The organism is Streptomyces katrae, assembly GCF_000717655.1.
GTDB classification, from domain to species: Bacteria; Actinomycetota; Actinomycetes; order Streptomycetales; family Streptomycetaceae; genus Streptomyces; species Streptomyces katrae_B.
On the sequence record NZ_JNZY01000002.1, the window covers coordinates 458,118 to 477,362 of the forward strand.

The following is a 19,245-nucleotide window of genomic DNA, read 5'->3' on the forward strand; positions in this document are numbered from 1 at the left end:
CATGAGCCTGAACACCCCCACCACCCCCGGCTACGTGCCGGGTCACGGGCTGCTCCAGGGCCGCACCGCCGTCGTCACCGCCGCCGCCGGCGCCGGGATCGGCGGGGCCACCGCCCGCCGCTTCCTGGAGGAGGGCGCCCGCATCGTCATCGGCGACGCGCACGCCCGCCGCCTGAAGGAAACCGAGGACGCCCTCGCCGCCGAGTTCGGCGCCGACCGCGTCACCTCCCTGCCCTGCGACGTCACCGACGAGGACCAGGTCCGGGCCCTGTTCGCGCTCGCCGAGCAGACCCACGGCCGCCTCGACGTCGTCGTCAACAACGCCGGCCTCGGCGGCACCGCCCCCCTCGTCGACATGACCGACGAACAGTGGGGGAAGGTCCTCGACGTCACCCTGAACGGCACCTTCCGCTGCACCCGCGCCGCCCTGCAGTCGCTGAAGGCCTCCCGGCGGGGCGGGGTCGTCGTCAACAATGCCTCCGTCGTCGGCTGGCGCGCCCAGACCGGCCAGGCCCACTACGCCGCCGCCAAAGCCGGCGTGATGGCACTGACCCGCTGCGCGGCACTGGAAGCGGCCGAGTTCGGCGTACGGATCAACGCGGTCGCCCCGAGCCTGGCCATGCACCCGCACCTGGCGAAGGTCACCAGCGAGGAACTGCTGCGCGAGCTGACGGCCCGCGAGGCCTTCGGCCGCTACGCCGAGCCGTGGGAGGTCGCCAACGTCATCGTGTTCCTGGCCAGCGGCTACTCGTCGTACATGACCGGCGAGACCGTCTCGGTCAGCAGCCAGCGCGCCTAGGGGATGCCCTGCCGATCGGGCCAGGCTCGCGGCGCATGGCACGCACGCTCGCCGCGTTCTCATCGGTCGACGACGCTCCGCGTCGACTCTCTCCTCCGCCTTGCGATCGCACGCGCCAGCCGCCGCTCGCTGATCTGGCCTGATCGGCAAGGCGCCCCCTGGCCCAGAATGGGCCCGTGCCAACGAACCGACCGACGAACCAGCCGACCCGGCCGACACCCAAGAAGAAGCCCCAGGTGACGGCCACGCCCGAGCGCCGCCGCGAGCTCCTCGACACCGCCGCCGAGGTCTTCGCTGCGCAGGGCTACAACGCCACCACCGTCCGCAAGATCGCCGACGCCGCCGGCATGCTCGCCGGCAGCCTCTACTACCACTTCGATTCCAAGGAATCGATGCTCGACGAGATCCTCTCGGCCTTCCTGAACGAGCTCTGGCAGGGCTACGACACCGTCCTCGCCGCCGGCCTCGGCCCCAGGGAGACCATCGAGGCCCTCGTCACCGAGTCCTTCCGGGAGATCGACCGGCACCGCGCCGCCGTCGCGATCTACCAGAAGGAGTCCCGCGCCCTCTCCGTGCAGCCCCGCTTCCACTACCTGTCCGACTCGCAGCAGAAGTTCGAGAAGGCCTGGCTGGGGACGCTGGAGCGCGGGGTCGCCGCCCAGGTCTTCCGGGCCGACCTCGACATCCGCCTCACCTACCGCTTCGTGCGCGACACGGTGTGGGTGGCGGCGTCCTGGTACCGGCCGGGAGGACAGCACAGCCCCGAGGAGATCGCCCGCCAGTACCTCTCGATGGTGCTGGACGGGATCGCCGTGCGTACGTAACCCGACCCGAGGAGTCCCGATGCCCGAGGCCTACATAGTCGAAGCGGTGCGCACCCCCGTGGGGCGGCGCAAAGGGGGCCTGTCCGCGGTCCACCCGGCCGACCTGGGCGCGCACGTCCTGAAGGCGCTGGTCGAGCGGTCCGGGGTGGACCCGGCCGCCGTCGAGGACGTGGTCTTCGGCTGCCTGGACACGGTGGGCCCGCAGGCCGGGGACATCGCCCGCACCGCATGGCTGGCGGCGGGGCTGCCGGAGGAGGTGCCGGGCGTCACGGTGGACCGCCAGTGCGGCTCCTCGCAGCAGGCCGTCCACTTCGCGGCGCAGGGCGTGCTCTCCGGGACCCAGGACCTGGTCGTGGCCGGCGGGACCCAGAACATGTCGATGATCCCCATCGCCTTCGCGTCCCGGCAGGCGGCGGAACCGCTCGGCCTCACGGAGGGCCCGTACGCGGGCAGCGAGGGCTGGCGGGCCCGGTACGGGGACGCGCCGGTGAACCAGTTCCACGGCGCCGAGCTGATCGCGCAGAAGTGGGGCATCACGCGCCGCGCCATGGAGGAATTCGCACTGCGGTCCCACCAGCGGGCCCTGCGCGCGATCGACGAGGGCCGCTTCGAGCGCGAGACCGTCGCGTACGGGGACGTCCGGGCCGACGAGGGCCCCCGCCGGGACACCACCCCGGAGAAGATGGCGGCCCTGCGGCCGGTGGTCGAGGGCGGCACGATCACGGCGGCCGTCTCCTCGCAGGTCTCGGACGGCGCGGCGGCGATGCTGATCGCCTCCGAGCGGGCCGTCGCCGAACACGGCCTGCGGCCGCGGGCCCGCATCCACCACCTGTCCGTACGCGGCGAGGACCCCATCCGGATGCTGTCGGCGCCGATCCCGGCGACGGCGCACGCGCTGAAGAAGACCGGCATGTCGCTGGACGACATCGACCTCGTGGAGATCAACGAGGCGTTCGCCCCGGTCGTCCTGGCCTGGCTGAAGGAGACCGGCGCCGACCCCGAACGGGTGAACGTCAACGGCGGGGCCATCGCATTGGGCCATCCGCTGGGCGCCACGGGAGTGAAGCTGATGACCACGCTGCTCCACGAGCTGGAGCGGACGGGGGGCCGCTACGGGCTGCAGACCATGTGCGAGGGCGGCGGCCAGGCCAACGTCACCATCATCGAGCGGCTGTAGCGCACGGCCCCGGCGCCGGGGCCGGGGGCTCCCGCCCCGGTCCCCGCGCAGGTCGTCCGCAGAAGGGGCTGGGACGCCCGCGCCGAGGTGTGCTAGCTTTAGCAGCGTTGCAGTTGTGGTACCCATGAACTTTATGTGCGCCTGACGGGAATGTTCCTCAGGCGCTTTTATTGTTTTGCCGGACTCTCCGGATGGGGCCCTTTGCCGCCTATTCAGGAGATTTAAAATGGCACTTGGCACCGTGAAGTGGTTCAACTCGGAAAAGGGCTTCGGCTTCATCGAGCAGGACGGTGGCGGTCCGGACGTGTTCGCCCACTACTCGAACATCGCCACCCAGGGCTTCCGTGAGCTCACCGAGGGTCAGCGCGTCTCGTTCGACGTGACCCAGGGCCAGAAGGGCCCCCAGGCGGAGAACATCCTCCCCGCCAACTAAGTACTTCAGCATGCCGGGGTCCGCACCGTGAGGTGCGGGCCCCGGCTTGTCTGCTGTTTCGACGTTTGTTTTACCTGCCGGTTTCAGGAGGGCTTTCTCGCATGACCAGCTCCAGCTCCGCACGACCCAGCCGCCGCCCCACCCGGGGCCGAGGTGCGGCACAGGGACGTCCGAAGGCTGGCGCGGGACGGCAGAAGTCCGCCCCCGTCGCCCGGCCCCAAGAATTCACCATGCCCGAACCGCTGACCCCGGCCCTGCCGCCGGTGGCCGCGTTCGAGGACATGGGCATGCCCGAGGCGCTGCTGAAGACCCTCTCCGCCCAGGGCGTCACCGAGCCGTTCCCGATCCAGGCCGCGACGCTGCCGAACTCGCTCGCCGGCCGTGACCTGCTCGGCCGCGGCCGTACCGGCTCCGGCAAGACGCTGGCCTTCGGCCTGGCGCTGCTGGCCCGTACCGCCGGCCGCCGCGCGCAGCCGAAGCAGCCGCTCGCGCTGGTCCTCGTACCGACCCGTGAGCTCGCGCAGCAGGTGACCGACGCCCTGGCCCCGTACGCCACGGCCGTCAACCTGCGCATCGCGACCGTCGTCGGCGGCATGTCGATCAACCGGCAGTCGGGCGCGCTGCGCCGCGGCGCCGAGGTGCTCGTCGCCACTCCCGGCCGCCTCAAGGACCTCATCGACCGCGGTGACGCCGACCTCTCGCAGGTCGCGATCACCGTCCTCGACGAGGCCGACCAGATGACCGACATGGGCTTCATGCCGCAGGTCACCGCGCTGCTCAAGCAGGTCGAGCCCGAGGGCCAGACCATGCTGTTCTCGGCGACCCTCGACAAGAACATCGACAAGCTCGTCAAGATGTTCCTGCACGACCCGGTCGCCTTCTCCGTCGACCCGTCCGCCGGCGCGGTCAGCACGATGGAGCACCACGTCCTGTACGTCATGGACGAGACCGACAAGAAGGCCGTGACCACGCGCATAGCCGCTCGCGACGGCCGGGTGATCATGTTCGTGGACACCAAGCGCGGTGTCGACCGCCTGGTCAAGAAGCTCCTGGCGGACGGCGTCCGCGCCTCCGGCCTGCACGGCGGCCGCTCGCAGCCGCAGCGCAACCGGACCCTGGACTGGTTCAAGACCGGCGAGGTCACCGCGCTGATCGCCACGAACGTGGCCGCGCGCGGCATCCACATCGACGACCTCGACCTGGTCGTCAACATCGACCCGCCGACCGACCACAAGGACTACCTGCACCGCGGCGGCCGTACCGCCCGCGCCGGCGAGTCCGGCAGCGTGGTCACCCTGGTGCTGCCCGACCAGAGGCGGGAGATGTCCCGCCTGATGTCGGACGCCGGGATCTCCCCGCGCACCGCGCAGATCAAGTCCTCCGACGAGGAGCTGTCCCGGCTCACCGGCGCCAAGGAGCCCTCGGGCATCCCCGTGGTCCTCGAGGTGCCGCAGCAGCCGGCCCCGGCGGGCCGGCGCTCCGGCGGCCAGGGCGGCGGCAGCGGCCGTTCCGCCAGCCCGCGCCGCCGCTCCGGCGGGTCCTCCGCCGCGCAGGGCGGCGCTGCGCCGGCCGGCGGCGGCGAGGGCCGTCCGCGTCGGGCCCGCTCCGGCGCAGGCCAGGGCGGTGGCGGCCAGACCGGCGCCCGCGGCCAGGGCGGCCAGGGCGCCGCGCGTGGTCAGGGCGGCGGCGGCCAGGGCGGTTCCCGCTCCGGCGGTGCTCCGGCCGGTGCGCGTCGCCGCTCGGGTGGCGGGCGTCCCGCGGCGGGGCGCGCCAGCTCCTGACACACGCTGACGAGAAGTCCCGTACGCCGGGCGGCGCGAGGTGCGCCGCCCGGCGTACTGCTGTCCGGGCGGTGTCCGGGCTGCCGCGCTAGCGGACCAGCTTCGTCTGGAGCTTGGCGAGCGTCCGCAGGTCCAGGCCGAGGCCGTCCGTGAGGTAGCCGTAGAAGCTGCCGTAGTCCGCGGCCAGTTGTGCGGTCGCCGCGTCCAGGTAGTCCTGGCGGACCTCCTGGAGCGGGATCAGCAGGTCCGGGTTCTGCATCCGCCCGGACTGCTTCAGGCCCGACCGCACCTGCGCGTCGTACGCGGCGCGGAACGTGTTCGACGCGAGGTAGTCGCGCTCGGCCGTCTCCTCGGGGACGGCCAGGGCGCGCAGCAGGACGTAACTCATCCAGCTCGTCCGGTCCTTGCCCGAGGTGCAGTGGTACAGGAGCGGGCCCTGGCCGCCGTCCGCGATCTCCCGTACCGTCGCCGCGAACTGCGCCCGGTTCTCGGGGCTGGTCACGAAGGTGCGGTAGATGTCGCGCATGTAGGCCTCGGCGCGGCCGCCTCCGAGCATCTGCTCCTGCGCGGCGGGGTCGCCGCTGGAGATCGCGCCGACGAGCGTCCCGTACAGGCCGAGGTCGCTGACGGGGCGGGAGGTGGCGGTGAGCCCGGCGGGCAGCCGGTCGGCGCCGTCGTACCGGAGCTCCATGGGGATGCGGAAATCGACGACCTTCTTGAGGCCGAGACCGGAGACGGTGGTGATGTCCGCCTGGGTCAGCTTGCTGAGCGCGTCGGAGCGGTAGACCAGGCCCTGGCGGACCTGACCGCCGGTCCAGGTGCGGTAGCCGCCCAGGTCGCGAACGTTGACCGCGCCCTGGAGGGGGATCTGGCGAATCGTTTCCGCCTGCTGGTGGTACCGGTCGGCGGCGGTGGCGCCCGACGCTGCCGGCGCGGCGGAGGCGGCGGAGGCGGCGGGCAGGGTGCCGAGGGCGAGAGCGGAAGCGAGCACCGCGGTCACCAGGCGGATTCGGGCACGGCTCATCGGTGGCGACTCCTGAGGAGGAGAAGGGGGATCACCCTGGTGGTGGCAGGGCGTCGAGCGGGTGCGGGTGTTCAGGGTGCGGATGGTGTGGGTGCGCACGTTCGCCGTGCAGGCGTTCCAGCCGTGCCAGCACGGTGTGTGCCTCGGCCATGACGCGGGCGACGAGCTCCGCACAGGACGGCAGATCCTCGATCACCCCCGCGACCTGGCCTGATGCCATGACGCCGAGGTCCGTACGGCCCTCGACCATGGACGCCTTGAGGAGCATGGGGGTGTTCGCGGCGAGCAGGACCTGGCTCCAGGACAGGTCCTTGCCGTGTTTCATCGCGAGGCCGTCGCGCACCATCTGCGGCCAGGACAGCCCGGAGAGCCTGCGGAAGGCGGCCGCGTGCCGGACCGCCCGGGCCAGCGCCCGGGTGCGGCCCGCCCGCTCGAGGGACGCGACCAGCTCGGTACGCAGCATCCGGTGCGGCAGCCCGTCCACGGCCGTCGTCACGGTGACGTCCTTGACGCCTGCCGCGAGGTACCGGGCCTTGACCGCGTCCGGGACGGTGGAGTCCGAGGTCAGCAGGAAGCGGGTGCCCATGGCGATGCCCGCAGCCCCGTACGACAGCGCGGCGACCAGCCCGCGGCCGTCGTGGAAGCCGCCCGCCGCGACCACCGGGATGTCCACCGCATCGACCACCTGGGGCAGCAGTACCGTCGTGGCCACGTCCCCGGTGTGCCCGCCGCCCTCGCCGCCCTGCACGATCACCGCGTCGGCCCCCCACGCCGCGACCTTCTCGGCGTGCCGCCGGGCCCCGATCGACGGGATCACGACCACACCCGCGTCCTTGAGCTGCGCAATCAGCTCCTTCGACGGCGCGAGCGCGAACGAGGCGACCCGTACGCCCTCGTCGATGATCAGCCGGACGCGCTCGGCGGCGTCCCCCGCGTCGGCGCGGAGGTTGACCCCGAACGGGGCGTCCGTACGGGACCTGACCTCGCGGACCGCCGCACGCAGCTCGTCCACGGTCATCGTCGCCGAGGCCAGGATGCCCAGGGCGCCCGCGTTGGCGGCGGCCGAGACCAGCCGGGGCCCGGCCACCCAGCCCATGCCCGTCTGCACGATCGGGTGCTCGACACCGACCAGTTTCGTGAACGGCGTCTGCACCGACATCGACATCGCCATCGCCTCAGACCCGCACTTCCCGGTCGCGCAGCCCCTTCGGGTCGATCACCTCGCGGATCAGCCGCAGCTCCTCGGCGGTCGGCTCCCGCGTGTACGGGACCTCGCCGGCGACCGCCAGGTCGAACCCGGTGGCCGCCCGGACCTGTTCGACGGTGACGCCCGGGTGGAGCGAGGCCAGGCGCATCGAGTGGTCCGGACCGGCGAAATCGAAGACCCCGAGATCGCTGACCACCCGCGGGAGCCGGTGGAAGCGGGTCACCCCGGCCGCCTCCGCCCGGTCGTAGCCCACCCCGCTCACCATGTCGACGCGCTCGACGAACACCCGCGGGGAATGCTTCGGCACCCAGTAACTCACCGGATTGTTCAGGGTGTTGACCGGCGCTCCGCGTACCCCGAGGAGCTGACGGGCCGGGCGGGCCCAGTCGCCGATGCAGGAGATGTTCTGGTTGCCGAACCGGTCGATCTGGCTCGCGCCCATCATCACGTGCCGCCGGCCGCCGGTGACCATCGTCAGGTGGCGGCGGTACGGGAGCCAGCCCTCGGCCTCGCCGCCGAGGCCGACGAGCAGGGCCTCCCCGTCGGTCAGGAGCAGGTCGGGGGAGAAGGTCCGCTTCGCCAGCCGGGCCCCGAACGACGGGATCAGGCCCATCGGGCTGGCGAGCACCTCGCCGTTGCCGCGCCAGGCCTCGGCGCAGGCGATCACGCAGTACTCCGCCCGGGAGGCGGCCGTCGCTGTGCTCACTTCTGCTCCTCGTGCCAGGTCTGGACGGCCGACTGGTAGGCGTGCTCGCTGCCGCCGGACAGGAAGCGGGCGGAGAACTCCGGCCAGGGGGTGGTCGCGTACAGCTTCTGGAAGGCCTCGTCGCGCCCGTGGTCGGGGACGCAGGAGGTGAAGTGCGCCCCGTTCGGGGTCTCGACGACGCCCGTGACGGAGTGCCGGCTGACCAGCAGGGACTGCGGGGGCCCGGCCTTGGAGAGCTCGGCGGTCTCCACGAGCTGTTCGCAGGAGAGGTACGCGGCGTCGGCGGCCTCGCAGAACAGGTCGTCGAAGTACGGGTCCGGGCCCAGGTACTGGCCGTTGCCGAGGCGGTCGGCGCGGTTGAGGTGGACCAGTGCGGCGTCCATGCGCAGGGCGGGGACGGCGACGAGCTCCTCGCCGTCGGCGTAGGGGGAGGTGATGGTGCGCAGCCCGGGGTTGACCCGCATGACGTCGGATCCGAGGCCGGCGCGGACGGGGAGGAAGGGGAGCCGGTTCGCGGCGGCGTGCAGGCCCCACATGAACATGGCCTCGTCGAGCTCGGTGAGGGTGAAGGCGCCGCTTTCGCGGGCCGCCCGGAAATGCGGCTCCAGCGGGATGGAGTCGAGGGTGGCGAAGGGTGCGACGAGCCTCCGGATCCGGCCGGCTGCCGCGAGCAGGCCGACGTCGGGGCCGCCGTACGAGATCACGGTGAGATCGGTGATCTCGGAACGGAGCAGTGCCCGCACCAGGGCCATGGGCTTGCGCCGCGACCCCCAGCCGCCGATGCCCAGGGTCATCCCGCTGCGCAGCTGCCCGACCACCTCTTCGGGGGTCATCGTCTTGTCGGTCATGAGCGCTCCTTCCCTGCAAGCTCTCCCTCTGCAAGTTCTCCCTCTGCGGGCTCTCCGAAGGCGGCGCGGACCCGGTCGGCGACCCCGCTGAGGTTGGCCTCGAAGGTGAACCCCTGCTCGAAGCGGTAGCTGCGCCGTACGTCGACGGGGTCGATGCCGTTGATGGCCGCCTTGGCCAGCCGGATGAGGTAGCCGTCCTTCCGGGCGATCTCGGCGGCGAGTTCGAGGGCCGCCGCCCGCAGCCCCGCACGCGGCACCACCCGCCACACCGAGCCGTGCGCGTGCAGTTCCGCGGCGGTGGCGGTGCGCGAGGTGTAGTAGAGGGCGCGCATCAGGTGCTGGGGGACCAGGCGGGCCAGGTGGGTGGCGGCGCCGAGGGCGCCCCGGTCGAGCTCCGGCAGTCCGAAGGCCGCGTCCTCGCTCGCCACGATCGCGTCGGCGTTGCCGACGAGGCCGATGCCGCCGCCCAGGCAGAACCCGTGCACGGCCGCGATGACGGGCACCTCGCACTCGTAGACGGCGGCGAAGGCCTCGTAGCAGCCGCGGTTCGCGCCGATGAGCGCCGCGTGGCCGGTGTCGCGCTGCATCTCCTTGATGTCGACGCCGGCGTTGAAGCCGCGGCCCTCGGCGGCCAGCACGACACACCGGGCCTCCGGGTCGCGGCCGGCCGCGCGCAGGGCGTCGGCGAGGTCGTACCAGCCCTGCACGGGAAGCGCGTTGACGGGTGGGAAGTCGACGGTGACCAGTGCGATGCCCTTGCCGGGGCTTGAGGTGGAGACACCCATGAGAGGATCAGCTACCTTTCCACCAAACATTTGTTAGGTGAGGAAGGAAGGTAGCAGCCCATGGAGCTCGACGGGAGGGTTGTCGTCGTCACCGGCGGAACCCGTGGCGTCGGCGCCGGCATCGCCCGGTCGTTCCTCGAAGCGGGCGCGCAGGTCGTCGTCTGCGCGCGCCGCCCGCCGCCCGAAGCGGTGTGCGCGGGCGGGCGCACCGCCTCGTTCACCGCGCTTGACCTGCGCGATCCGGCCGCCGTACAGGAGTTCTTCGATGCGGTCGGGCGCCGGTACGGGCGGCTCGACTGCCTGGTGAACAACGCGGGCGGAACCCCGTACCGGCCGCTGGGGGAGGGCGGGGCGCAGCGGCACGCGCGGATCGTCGAGCTGAACCTGGTGGCGCCGATGACGGCCTCGCTGGCGGCGTACCCGCTGCTGCGCGAGGCGCACGGCTCGGTGGTGATGGTCGGCAGCGTCAGCGGGACCCGGCCCTCGCCCGGGACGGCCGCGTACGGGGCGGCGAAGGCGGGACTGGAGAGCCTGGCCCGGTCCATGGCCGTGGAATGGGCGCCCGAGGTACGGGTGAACTCGCTCGTGCTGGGCATGGTGCGCACCGAGCTCGCGCACCTGCACTACGGGGACGAGGCGGGGATCGCGGCCGTGGGCGCGACGGTCCCGCTGGGCAGGCTGGCGGAGCCCGCGGACGTCGGGGCGGCGGCGGTGTTTCTGGCCTCCGGCCGGGCGGGGTATGTCAGCGGGGCGAGCCTGCTCGTGCACGGGGGCGGGGAGCGCCCGGCATTTCTGGATGCGGCAACGGTCAACAGGGAGAGTTGAGATGGGACTTGCCGAGGGTCGTGTGGTCATCGTGACGGGCGCGGGGCGGGGGCTGGGCCGGGCCCACGCACTGGCCTTCGCGGCGGAGGGGGCGAAGGTCGTCGTCAACGACCTGGGCGTGGGCCTGGACGGGCAGCCGGGGGAGGACAGTCCGGCCGGGCAGGTGGTCGCGGAGATCCGGGCGCTGGGCGGCGAGGCGGTGGCGCACGGCGAGGACATCGCGTCGCCCGAGGGCGCGTCCTCGCTGGTCGGGGCGGCCCTGTCGGCGTTCGGCCGGCTGGACACGCTGGTCAACAACGCCGGGTTCCTGCGGGACCGGATGCTGGTGAACCTGGAGGAGGCGGACTGGGACGCGGTGATGCGGGTGCACCTGAAGGGGCACTTCCTGCCGCTGAAGTACGCCGCGGCGCACTGGCGGGCCGAGGCGAAGGCGGGCCGTCCGGTGGCGGCGCGGGTCGTCAACACCTCTTCGGGGGCGGGGCTGCTGGGCTCGGTCGGGCAGGGCAACTACAGCGCGGCCAAGGCCGGCATCCTCGGCATGACGCTGGTCGCGGCGGCGGAGATGGGCCGGTACGGGGTCCAGGTCAACGCGATCGCCCCGGCGGCGCGGACTCGGATGACGGAGCAGACGTTCGCCGGGACGATGGCGGCGCCGGGGGAGGGCGGCTTCGACGCGATGGCCCCGGAGAACGTGTCGCCGCTGGTGGTGTGGCTGGGCTCGGACGCCTCGGCGGGGGTCACGGGCCGGGTCTTCGAGGCGGAGGGCGGCCGGATCACGGTGATGGAGGGCTGGCGCCCCGGCCCGACGGCGGACCGCGGGGCCCGCTGGACCCCGGCCGAGGCGGGCGAGACGGCGACGAAACTCCTCGCGGAATCCGAGCCCCCGCACCCGGTCTACGGAGCCGGGTAGCCGGGGCGCCGGGTCAGGACTCCGACAGCCGGGCCGCCGCGCGCAGTTGGCGGGCGTTGGAGCCCTGGAGGAAGCGGATCACCGTCTCCAGCTCCGCCGTCGTGAACTCCTCGCACAGCTCCGCGACCTCACGGGCCCAATCCTCGAACACCGGCCGGATCTCCGCCAGCCGCTCCGGCAGCGCCTCCACCAGGACCCGCCGCTTGTCCGTCGGGTGCTTGACCCGGCGGACACAGCCCTTGCGCTCCAGCCGGTCGACCAGGCCCGTCACGGAGGCCGGGGCCAGTCCCGAGTGCTGGGACAGCTCCTTCGCCGTGAGCGGGCCGCGCCGCATGAGCAGGTCCAGGGTCTTCGTCTCGGTGGCGCTGAGCCCCTGCTTGGCGGCGGCGGCCTCGTGGAACACCACGGTCGCCGCACTCGTCTCACGGCCCGTGCGGTTCAGCTCGGCCAGTACCGCTTCCCGGCGGGGGTCCGTCTCGTCGCTCATGGCACCCACCGTACCAAGTGTTTAGTTCGGGCGAACGAAAGAGTTGCGCTCACGCGTGCCGCCGTGTCAGTCTTTCGTTCGTCCGAACGAAATACTTTGGAGCCCGCCATGCCCGCGCCCTCGCCCGTGCCCCTGCCCGCGCCCGTGCCTGCCGCCCCCCATCCACGCCGCTGGGCCGCCGCCGTCGTCATGATGGCCGCCGCGCTGATGGACCTGCTCGACGTGACCATCGTCAACGTCGCCATCCCCTCCGTCGGCCGCGACCTGCACGCCTCACAGAGTGCCCTGCAGTGGCTCGTCTCCGCCTACCTCCTCGGCTTCGCCGCCACCCTGATCGTCTCCGGGCACCTCGGCGACCGGTACGGCCGCAAGGCCCTCTTCCTGGCCGGGACCGCCGGATTCGGGCTCGCCAGCCTCGGCTGCGGCATCGCCCAGAGCCCCGGCCAGCTGATCGCCGCCCGCGCCGTGCAGGGCGTCATGGCCGCCCTGCTGATGCCCCAGGTGCTCGGCTCCTTCCGCACCCTGTTCCAGGGCAAGGAGCGCGGCGCCGTCTTCGGGATGTACGGCGCCGTCGCCGGCTTCGCCTCCGCCGTCGGACTGCTGCTCGGCGGTCTGCTCACCGACGCCGACCTGTTCGGCTGGGGCTGGCGGTCCGTCTTCCTCGTCAACGTGCCCGTCGCCCTGGCCGCCTGCGTGGCCGGAGCCGTCCTGGTCCCCGCCACCCGTGAACGCGGCGCCGGCCGCCCCGACCTGGCCGGCAGCCTCGTCCTCGCCGGCGCCCTGATCGCCGTCGTGCTGCCGCTCGTCCAGGGCGAGGCGGGCGGCTGGCCGCTGTGGGGCTGGCTGTGCCTGGCCGCCGGGGTCCTCGCCGTCATCGGCCTCGGTGTCCTCGAAGCCCGCCGGCGCGGCACGGCGACCGTACCGCTGCTGCCCGCCCGCGCCTTCCGGCTCCCCGCCTTCTCCGTCGGCCTCGCCGTCCAACTGCTCTTCGCCGTCGGCATGCAGGGCTTCTTCCTGGTCTTCGCGATCTGGCTGCAGGGCGGCGAGGGCTACACCCCGATGCAGGCCGGCGTGCTCACCGTCGCCTTCTCCGCCGGCGGCTTCCTGACCGCCCCCGTCGCCGACACCCTCGCCGTCCGCTTCGGCCGCCTCGTGCTCGCCGCCGGCGCGCTGCTCATGGCAGGCGGCTTCGCCGGGGTCTGGTACGCCGTCTCCGCCTCCACCGCCGCGCACACCGGGGCCTGGCCGCTCGTCCCCGGCCTGCTCGTCGCGGGCGCCGGACTCGGCTTCCTGGTCGTGCCGTTGGTCAACGTCGTCCTGTCCGCCGTCCCCGCCGACATCGCGGGCGGAGCCTCAGGGATCTTCTCCACCGCCCAGCAGTTCGGCGGAGCCCTGGGCGCGGCCGTCATCGGCAGCGTCTTCTTCGGCGCCCTCGCCGACGGCGGCCCCACGCACGCACTGACCACCGCCATGCCCTGGGTGACCGCCGGATTCCTGCTCAGCGCCGTACTCTGCCTGGCCCTGCCGCGCACGGCGGTGTCCCCCGGACCGGCGCTCTCGGACGCCGAACCGGTCCCGGCGTAACCGCTGCCGGGGGAGCGGCGGGGCGAAGTCCCGGACGGGCCCGGCACAGGAGACGGCCCCGGCCCCCTGGCGGGGGGGTCGGGGCCGGATCCTTCACTCGTGCGATGGGGTATGACTACCCACCCCGGCCATGACTTGAACCGCTCTCAGCCGACATCTTGTCCCTCGTCCGCGCCGCGTTCGCCGGGCCCCGGCTCCGGTCAGGTGTCGCAGTCCAGCACCGTGCGGCACAGCCCGCAGCGGGCGCGCACCGGCCCGCGCACCGGCAGCCGCAGCCGCTGCCCGCACACCGGGCACGGGAAGCTGACCCGCGTCCCCGCCGGGTGCTCCTCGAAGCCGTACGAGGCCCCCGGCGCGGCGGAGCCCGCCCGCCGGTCCCGGGCGTAGCGGCGCCGCTGTGCCCGGTCCGCGGCGGCGAGGGGGGCCCGGCGCAGCTCCCGCCCGGCGAGCTCGCGGCCGCGCACGTACGCCTCGTACGCCTGGGGGCTGGTGAACCAGGTGGACGGGTCCTCGCCCCCGCCGGGCAGCAGGGCGCGCCGGGCGAGGACGTAGCCGAACTCTTCGGGGGTGAGGTAGCCGAGCTTCTGGTGGGTGAGCTCGTCCTCGCGGTAGGCGTCGAGGAGCAGCCAGCCGACGCCGAGGTAGGCGGCGGCGGTGTCGGTGAGGACCTCGTTGTCGGCGGTGGTGGGGAAGCGCAGGTCCAGCCGGTGCAGCAGGACGTGCGTGACCTCGTGGGCCAGGGCGGCGGCCAGATCGCGGCGGTGGGTGCGGAAGCGGTCGTTGACCTCGATGAAGTACTCGGGCCCCGCGGCCAGTTCCACGGTGGCGGCCTCCTCCATCGCCCGGAAGCAGACCACCATCCGGGCATCGGGCAGACGCAGCGCGCGCACGATCGCCGAGGCGACGCGGTGCGCGCCGAGGTGGAGGTCGTCGTCGGCGGGGAAGGCCGCGTCGGCGGGCGCGAAACTCGTGCCGTAGGCCCGGACCCCCTCGTACGAGAGCCGCCGGAACAGTGCCGTGATCGCGTCGCGGACGGTGTCGAGATGGGGGAATCCGTGCTCGACGGGGCTGCCGGACCGGCTGATGCGCGTCATGGCGCCCTCCGCGCCGCACATCGTCCCGCAGGTTGTCCGAAAATGCGTTCTTGATGTCCGGCGAGAGGTGGGTGTGACATGTACGTGTCATTCACCCGATGACGCGCACGGCCCAACCCCCCACGAAAGGCAGTGTGTTGACCGTGTCCACCCTTGCCGCGCTCATCAAGCGCACCCTCGCCGTCGGCGCAGTCGCCCTCGCCGCCGTCAGCCTCCAGCCCGCCGCCGCCAGTGCCTCCCAGGCCCCCGTCGTCGGCGGCACCCGCGCCGCCCAGGGCGAGTTCCCCTTCATGGTCCGCCTCTCCATGGGCTGCGGCGGCGCCCTCTACACCCAGCAGATCGTCCTCACCGCAGCCCACTGCGTCAGCGGCTCCGGCAACAACACCTCCATCACCGCCACCGCCGGAGTCGTCGACCTCAACAGCTCCAGCGCCATCAAGGTCAAATCCACCAAGGTCCTCCAGGCCCCCGGCTACAACGGCAAGGGCAAGGACTGGGCCCTCATCAAGCTCGCCAAGCCCGTCAACCTGCCCACCCTCAAGATCGCCGACACCAAGGCCTTCGACAACGGAACCTTCACCGTCGCCGGCTGGGGCGCCACCCGCGAAGGCGGCGGCCAGCAGCGCTACCTGATGAAGGCCACCGTGCCGTTCGTCTCCGACGCCAGCTGCCAGAGCTCGTACGGCAACGACCTCGTCCCCAACGAGGAGATCTGCGCCGGGCTGCCCCAAGGCGGCGTCGACACCTGCCAGGGCGACTCCGGCGGCCCCATGTTCCGCCGCGACAACAACAACGCCTGGATCCAGGTCGGCATAGTCAGCTGGGGCGAGGGCTGCGCCCGGCCCGACTTCCCCGGCGTCTACACCGAGGTCTCCACCTTCGCCACGGCCATCAAGAACGCGGCCGCGACCCTCTGAGCCCCACGCCTCGTCCTTCCGGCCGAGTACACCCCCTGGACCCGGGCCGGAAGGGCGAGGCGCGGCGCACCGTACGCCCGTAAGGCCGGCCGGAGCGGCACGCGACCGGAACACCGCCGCCCCGGCCCCGCCCGCTCGCCGGCCCGCGCGCCCGCCGGTCCCAGGGGAGAGCGGCCGCGAGATCACCCGGCGGCTCGCAGGCCGGAACGGTCCGCGCATCGTGATCGTCACCACCTTCGGCCTCCACGAGTACGTCCACGCCGCGCTCCACGCAGGAGCATCCGGCTTCCTCCTGAAAGACGCCAGCCCCGCGATGCTGGTTGAGGCGGTCCGCGCGGCGGCCGCCGCAGAAGCCCTCGTCTCACCCGCCATCCCCGTACGACTGCTACGCGAAATGGCCCCCGGCCCGCCACAGCCGAGGCGGCCCGCCGGCCCGGCCTCCCGCACGCCGCGTCTGGATCTCCGACCACGCCCGCGGCGGCTACGGCTGCGGCTGCGGCCTCGCCGGCACGGCCGAACGCGCCGAAGCCCTGACGGCTCCCTCACCGCCGGCCCGGCCCCCGAAGGAGGCCGCTGGTCACAGCCGTTCTCCCCCTCCGACCGCCCCCTGACCGGCCGGCACCGGACCCGTCCGTCTCACGGACCGACTCGCCCGGGAACCACACGCGAACGCCACGTATTCTCGGGAACCATGAACAACAGCGCCCCCGACGAAGCCGCCGCGACCGGCGCCATCGACGAGAACGTCACCGCCGAGCTGGCCCGCCTGCGCGACAGCATCGACAACATCGACGCCGCCGTCGTCCACATGCTCGCCGAGCGTTTCAAGTGCACCCAGCAGGTCGGCCACCTCAAGGCCAAGCACCAGCTGCCCCCGGCCGACCCGACCCGCGAGGCCAGCCAGATCGCCCGGCTCCGCGAGCTCGCCGAGAACGCCAAACTCGACCCCGCGTTCGCCGAGAAGCTCCTCAACTTCATCATCGCCGAGGTCATCCGCCACCACGAGACGATCGCTGCGGGCGAAGAGTAGGCCGGAGCAGACGACCGGGGCCCACCCTTCGGGCAGCATGGGCCCCATGTCCGCACTGACGCGCAACGAAGCGCAGCTCCGAGCACAGCTCCTCGACGTCCACCACTACGCCGTCACCCTCGACCTCACCGGCGGCGACGACACCTTCGAGTCCACGACCGTCATCCGGTTCACCGCCCGCACCGCCGCGGACACCTTCGTGGAGCTGAAACCGGACGAACTGCACTCCGCCGAACTCGACGGCAGCCCCCTCGACCCGGACACCCTCGCCGACAACCGCCTCCCCCTCACCGGCCTCGGCGAAGGCCCCCACGAGCTGCGCATCGCCACCCGCATGCGCTACTCCCGCACCGGCGAAGGCCTCCACCGCTTCACCGACCCCGCGGACGGCGAGGCGTACGTCTACACCCAGATGTTCATGGACGACATCCAGCGCGTCTTCCCGGCCTTCGACCAGCCCGACCTCAAGGCCGTCTTCGAGTTCACCGTCACCGCCCCCGCCCACTGGACCGTCCTCGCCAACGGCATCACCGAGCGCACCGGCAACCGCGACACCGACGGCGCCGGCATCTGGAAGTCCGCCCCCACCCCCGTCATCTCCACCTACCTCGCCGCCGTCGCCGCCGGCCCCTGGCACAGCATCCGCACCGAACACGCCGGACTCCCCTTCGGCATCCACTGCCGGCAGTCCCTCGCCCCCCACCTCGACGCCGACGCCGAGGAAATCCTGTCCGTCACCACCGACTGCTACGACCGCTACCACGAGAAGTTCTCCGAGCCCTACCCCTTCGACTCCTACGACCAGGCCTTCGTCCCCGAGTTCAACGCCGGCGCCATGGAAAACCCCGGCCTGGTCACCTTCCGCGACGAATTCGTCTTCCGCTCCGCCGTCACCGACACCGAACGCCAGACCCGCGCCATGGTCATCGCCCACGAGATGGCCCACATGTGGTTCGGCGACCTCGTCACCCTGCGCTGGTGGGACGACATCTGGCTGAACGAGTCGTTCGCCGAGTACATGGGCTACCAGACCCTCACCGAAGCCACCCGCTTCACCGGCACCTGGACCGAATTCGGCGTCAACCGCAAATCCTGGGGCTACGACGCCGACCAGCGGCCCACCACCCACCCCGTCGCCCCCGACCCCGACGCCGTACCCGACACCGCCAGCGCCCTCCTCAACTTCGACGGCATCTCCTACGCCAAGGGCGCCTCCGCGCTGCGCCAACTCGTCGCCTGGCTCGGCGAGAAGGACTTCCTCGCCGGCATCAACACCCACTTCACCCGCCACAGGTTCGCCAACGCCTCACTCGCAGACTTCGTCGATTCCCTCGCCGCCCACACCGACCGCGACGTCCACGCCTGGGCCGACATCTGGCTGCGCACCACCGGCATCGACACCCTCACCCCCCGCATCGAAGAGAGCCACGGCGGCTGGACCCTCACCGTCGACCACCACGGCACCCGCCCCCACCACATCGCCGTCGGCCTCTACGACCGCGACCCCGACGACACCCTCGAGCCGCGCGAACCCCTCACCATCGACATCCCCTCCGACGAGATCGTCTCCGTCAGCGGCCCCCGCCCGCCCCTCCTCGTCCTCAACGACGGCGACCTCAGCTACGCCAAGATCCGCCTCGACGACACCTCCGTCGAAACCGCCCTGCGCAAGCTGTCCGCCATCCCCGGCCCCCTCACCCGGGCCGTCGTCTGGAACTCCCTGCGCGACATGGTCCGCGACGGCGAACTCGAACCCGCCGCCTACCTGGCCACCGCCGGCGCACACCTGCCCGAGGAAGCCGACCTGGCCATCGTCCAGGGCGTCCTCGCCTTCGCCCGCCACCACATCGCCGACCGCTACCTCGCCCCCGAAGACCGCACCGAGGCCCTCGCCACCCTCACCCTCACCGCCCGCGGCCTGCTGCGCCGCACCGAGGACGGCTCCGACCCCGGGCTGCGGCTCGCGGCCGTACGCGCGCTCATCGACGCCGCCACCCAGCCCGACACCCTCGCCGCCTGGCTCGAGGACGACACCGTGCCCGGCGGCCCCGAACTCGACCCCGAACTGCGCTGGCGCATCCTCGCCCGGCTGTCCGTCCTGGGCGCCGTCGGCGAACGCGAGATCGACGCCGCCCTCGCAGCCGACCCCAGCGCCACAGGCGAGGAAGGCGCCGCCCGCTGCCGCGCCGCCCTCCCGACCGCCGAGGCCAAGGCCGCCGCCTGGGAGCGCCTCTTCCACGACGACTCCCTCTCCAACTACCTCTTCAGCGCCACCGCCCAGGGCTTCTGGCAGCCCGAACAGGCCGACCTCGTACGGGACTACGTGCCCCGCTTCTACACCGACGCCATCGCCCTCGGCGCCCGCCGCGGCCCCGCCATCGCCGAAGCCGCCGGCCGCTACGCCTTCCCCGGCCACGCCGTGGACGAGGACAACCTCGACGCCGGCCACACCGCCCTCGCCGACCCGTCCATCGTCCCCGCACTGCGCCGCAAGCTCGTCGACCAGCTCGACGACCTGTCCCGCGCCCTCCGCGTCCGCGCCTCCTGACGCCCCCGGCGCGCCGCTTCCCCGGCCGCCGCCCCCGCCGACACCGGCCGGGGGGCGGCGGCCGGCCCCGTTCCCGGCCCCCGTTCCCGGCCCCGTTCCCGGCCCCCGTTCCCGGCCCCCGTTCCCGGGCCGCGGGCCCGCCGTCGCCCGGCGGAAACCAACGTTCGGGCAAACCCCGGCGGTTACCCCATTCGGGTCTGATCGTTGTACACGTCGGGCCACCCGGCTGTCACCGCAGCAGCGCCCGGCGCCAGGCACCCCACGAC

General features: G+C 72.8%; 18 protein-coding genes and 1 pseudogene. 12 read left to right on the forward strand and 7 right to left on the reverse strand.

Annotation, left to right across the window (positions count from 1 at the left end):
* Position 1: 1 nt before the first annotated feature.
* From IF09_RS0104290 to IF09_RS0104310, 5 genes are all read left to right on the forward strand, one after another.
* Positions 2-799, forward strand: a complete 798-nt coding sequence (locus IF09_RS0104290; RefSeq protein WP_030292047.1) for an SDR family oxidoreductase — start codon at positions 2-4, stop codon at positions 797-799.
* 176 nt (positions 800-975) lie between these two features.
* Positions 976-1,623 carry a TetR/AcrR family transcriptional regulator gene (locus IF09_RS0104295; protein ID WP_078613043.1) on the forward strand — a complete coding sequence of 216 codons (648 nt, stop codon included), beginning with the start codon at positions 976-978 and terminating at the stop codon, positions 1,621-1,623.
* Between the two features lie 19 nt (positions 1,624-1,642).
* A complete protein-coding gene (locus tag IF09_RS0104300) occupies positions 1,643-2,800 on the forward strand; it encodes an acetyl-CoA C-acetyltransferase (protein ID WP_030292051.1) in 1,158 nt (385 codons plus the stop codon).
* A gap of 226 nt (positions 2,801-3,026) precedes the next feature.
* On the forward strand, positions 3,027-3,233 hold the full coding sequence (locus IF09_RS0104305) for a cold-shock protein (RefSeq protein WP_030292052.1): 207 nt from the start codon (positions 3,027-3,029) through the stop codon (positions 3,231-3,233).
* 101 nt (positions 3,234-3,334) lie between these two features.
* The gene (locus tag IF09_RS0104310; RefSeq protein WP_030292055.1) at positions 3,335-5,014 is read left to right on the forward strand and encodes a DEAD/DEAH box helicase; all 1,680 of its coding nucleotides are present in this window, start codon (positions 3,335-3,337) and stop codon (positions 5,012-5,014) included.
* Between the two features lie 88 nt (positions 5,015-5,102).
* Here the strand turns inward: IF09_RS0104310 and IF09_RS0104315 are convergent, their stop codons facing one another.
* The 5 genes from IF09_RS0104315 to IF09_RS0104335 are packed head-to-tail and all read right to left on the reverse strand — an operon-like array spanning position 5,103 to position 9,584.
* Positions 5,103-6,038: a tyrosine-protein phosphatase gene (locus tag IF09_RS0104315; RefSeq protein ID WP_030292057.1), complete on the reverse strand. Its 936-nt coding sequence runs from the start codon at positions 6,036-6,038 to the stop codon at positions 5,103-5,105.
* A 31-nt stretch (positions 6,039-6,069) separates the two neighbouring features.
* Positions 6,070-7,203 (reverse strand): nitronate monooxygenase, encoded by a 1,134-nt coding sequence (locus IF09_RS0104320; protein WP_078613056.1) that lies wholly within the window; start codon positions 7,201-7,203, stop codon positions 6,070-6,072.
* 10 nt (positions 7,204-7,213) lie between these two features.
* On the reverse strand, positions 7,214-7,951 hold the full coding sequence (locus IF09_RS0104325) for a CoA-transferase subunit beta (RefSeq protein WP_030292061.1): 738 nt from the start codon (positions 7,949-7,951) through the stop codon (positions 7,214-7,216).
* A complete protein-coding gene (locus tag IF09_RS0104330) occupies positions 7,948-8,799 on the reverse strand; it encodes a CoA transferase subunit A (RefSeq protein WP_030292063.1) in 852 nt (283 codons plus the stop codon). Before IF09_RS0104330 ends, IF09_RS0104325 begins: the two co-directional genes overlap by 4 nt.
* Positions 8,796-9,584: an enoyl-CoA hydratase family protein gene (locus IF09_RS0104335; RefSeq protein WP_051832078.1), complete on the reverse strand. Its 789-nt coding sequence runs from the start codon at positions 9,582-9,584 to the stop codon at positions 8,796-8,798. The genes IF09_RS0104330 and IF09_RS0104335 overlap by 4 nt, the downstream gene beginning before the upstream one ends.
* A 60-nt stretch (positions 9,585-9,644) precedes the next feature.
* On the opposite strand from IF09_RS0104335, the gene IF09_RS0104340 reads away from it, so the two are divergent.
* Positions 9,645-10,409, forward strand: coding sequence for an SDR family oxidoreductase (locus IF09_RS0104340; protein WP_030292071.1), 765 nt, complete (start codon positions 9,645-9,647; stop codon positions 10,407-10,409).
* A 1-nt stretch (position 10,410) separates the two neighbouring features.
* Positions 10,411-11,319, forward strand: coding sequence for an SDR family oxidoreductase (locus IF09_RS0104345; RefSeq protein ID WP_030292073.1), 909 nt, complete (start codon positions 10,411-10,413; stop codon positions 11,317-11,319).
* 13 nt (positions 11,320-11,332) lie between these two features.
* Here the strand turns inward: IF09_RS0104345 and IF09_RS0104350 are convergent, their stop codons facing one another.
* On the reverse strand, positions 11,333-11,806 hold the full coding sequence (locus IF09_RS0104350; protein WP_030292075.1) for a MarR family winged helix-turn-helix transcriptional regulator: 474 nt from the start codon (positions 11,804-11,806) through the stop codon (positions 11,333-11,335).
* Positions 11,807-11,914: 108 nt separating this feature from the next.
* On the opposite strand from IF09_RS0104350, the gene IF09_RS0104355 reads away from it, so the two are divergent.
* Positions 11,915-13,390, forward strand: a complete 1,476-nt coding sequence (locus IF09_RS0104355; RefSeq protein WP_051832080.1) for an MFS transporter — start codon at positions 11,915-11,917, stop codon at positions 13,388-13,390.
* Positions 13,391-13,590: 200 nt separating this feature from the next.
* On the opposite strand, the gene IF09_RS0104360 is transcribed toward IF09_RS0104355, so the two are convergent.
* A complete protein-coding gene (locus IF09_RS0104360) occupies positions 13,591-14,484 on the reverse strand; it encodes a hypothetical protein (protein WP_030292087.1) in 894 nt (297 codons plus the stop codon).
* Between the two features lie 134 nt (positions 14,485-14,618).
* Between IF09_RS0104360 and IF09_RS0104365 the strand changes: the two genes are divergently transcribed.
* The 4 genes and pseudogenes from IF09_RS0104365 (at position 14,619) to pepN (ending at position 18,979) form a co-directional block, all read left to right on the forward strand.
* The gene (locus IF09_RS0104365) at positions 14,619-15,401 is read left to right on the forward strand and encodes a serine protease (RefSeq protein WP_030292091.1); all 783 of its coding nucleotides are present in this window, start codon (positions 14,619-14,621) and stop codon (positions 15,399-15,401) included.
* Positions 15,402-15,573: 172 nt separating this feature from the next.
* Positions 15,574-15,723, forward strand: a pseudogene (locus tag IF09_RS48410) (DNA-binding response regulator); the annotation flags it as partial.
* A 369-nt stretch (positions 15,724-16,092) separates the two neighbouring features.
* Complete coding sequence (locus IF09_RS45450) at positions 16,093-16,431, forward strand: chorismate mutase (protein WP_030292092.1); 339 nt, start codon at positions 16,093-16,095, stop codon at positions 16,429-16,431.
* A 46-nt stretch (positions 16,432-16,477) separates the two neighbouring features.
* Positions 16,478-18,979 carry an aminopeptidase N gene (pepN, locus tag IF09_RS0104375; RefSeq protein WP_030292094.1) on the forward strand — a complete coding sequence of 834 codons (2,502 nt, stop codon included), beginning with the start codon at positions 16,478-16,480 and terminating at the stop codon, positions 18,977-18,979.
* Positions 18,980-19,245 lie beyond the last annotated feature (266 nt).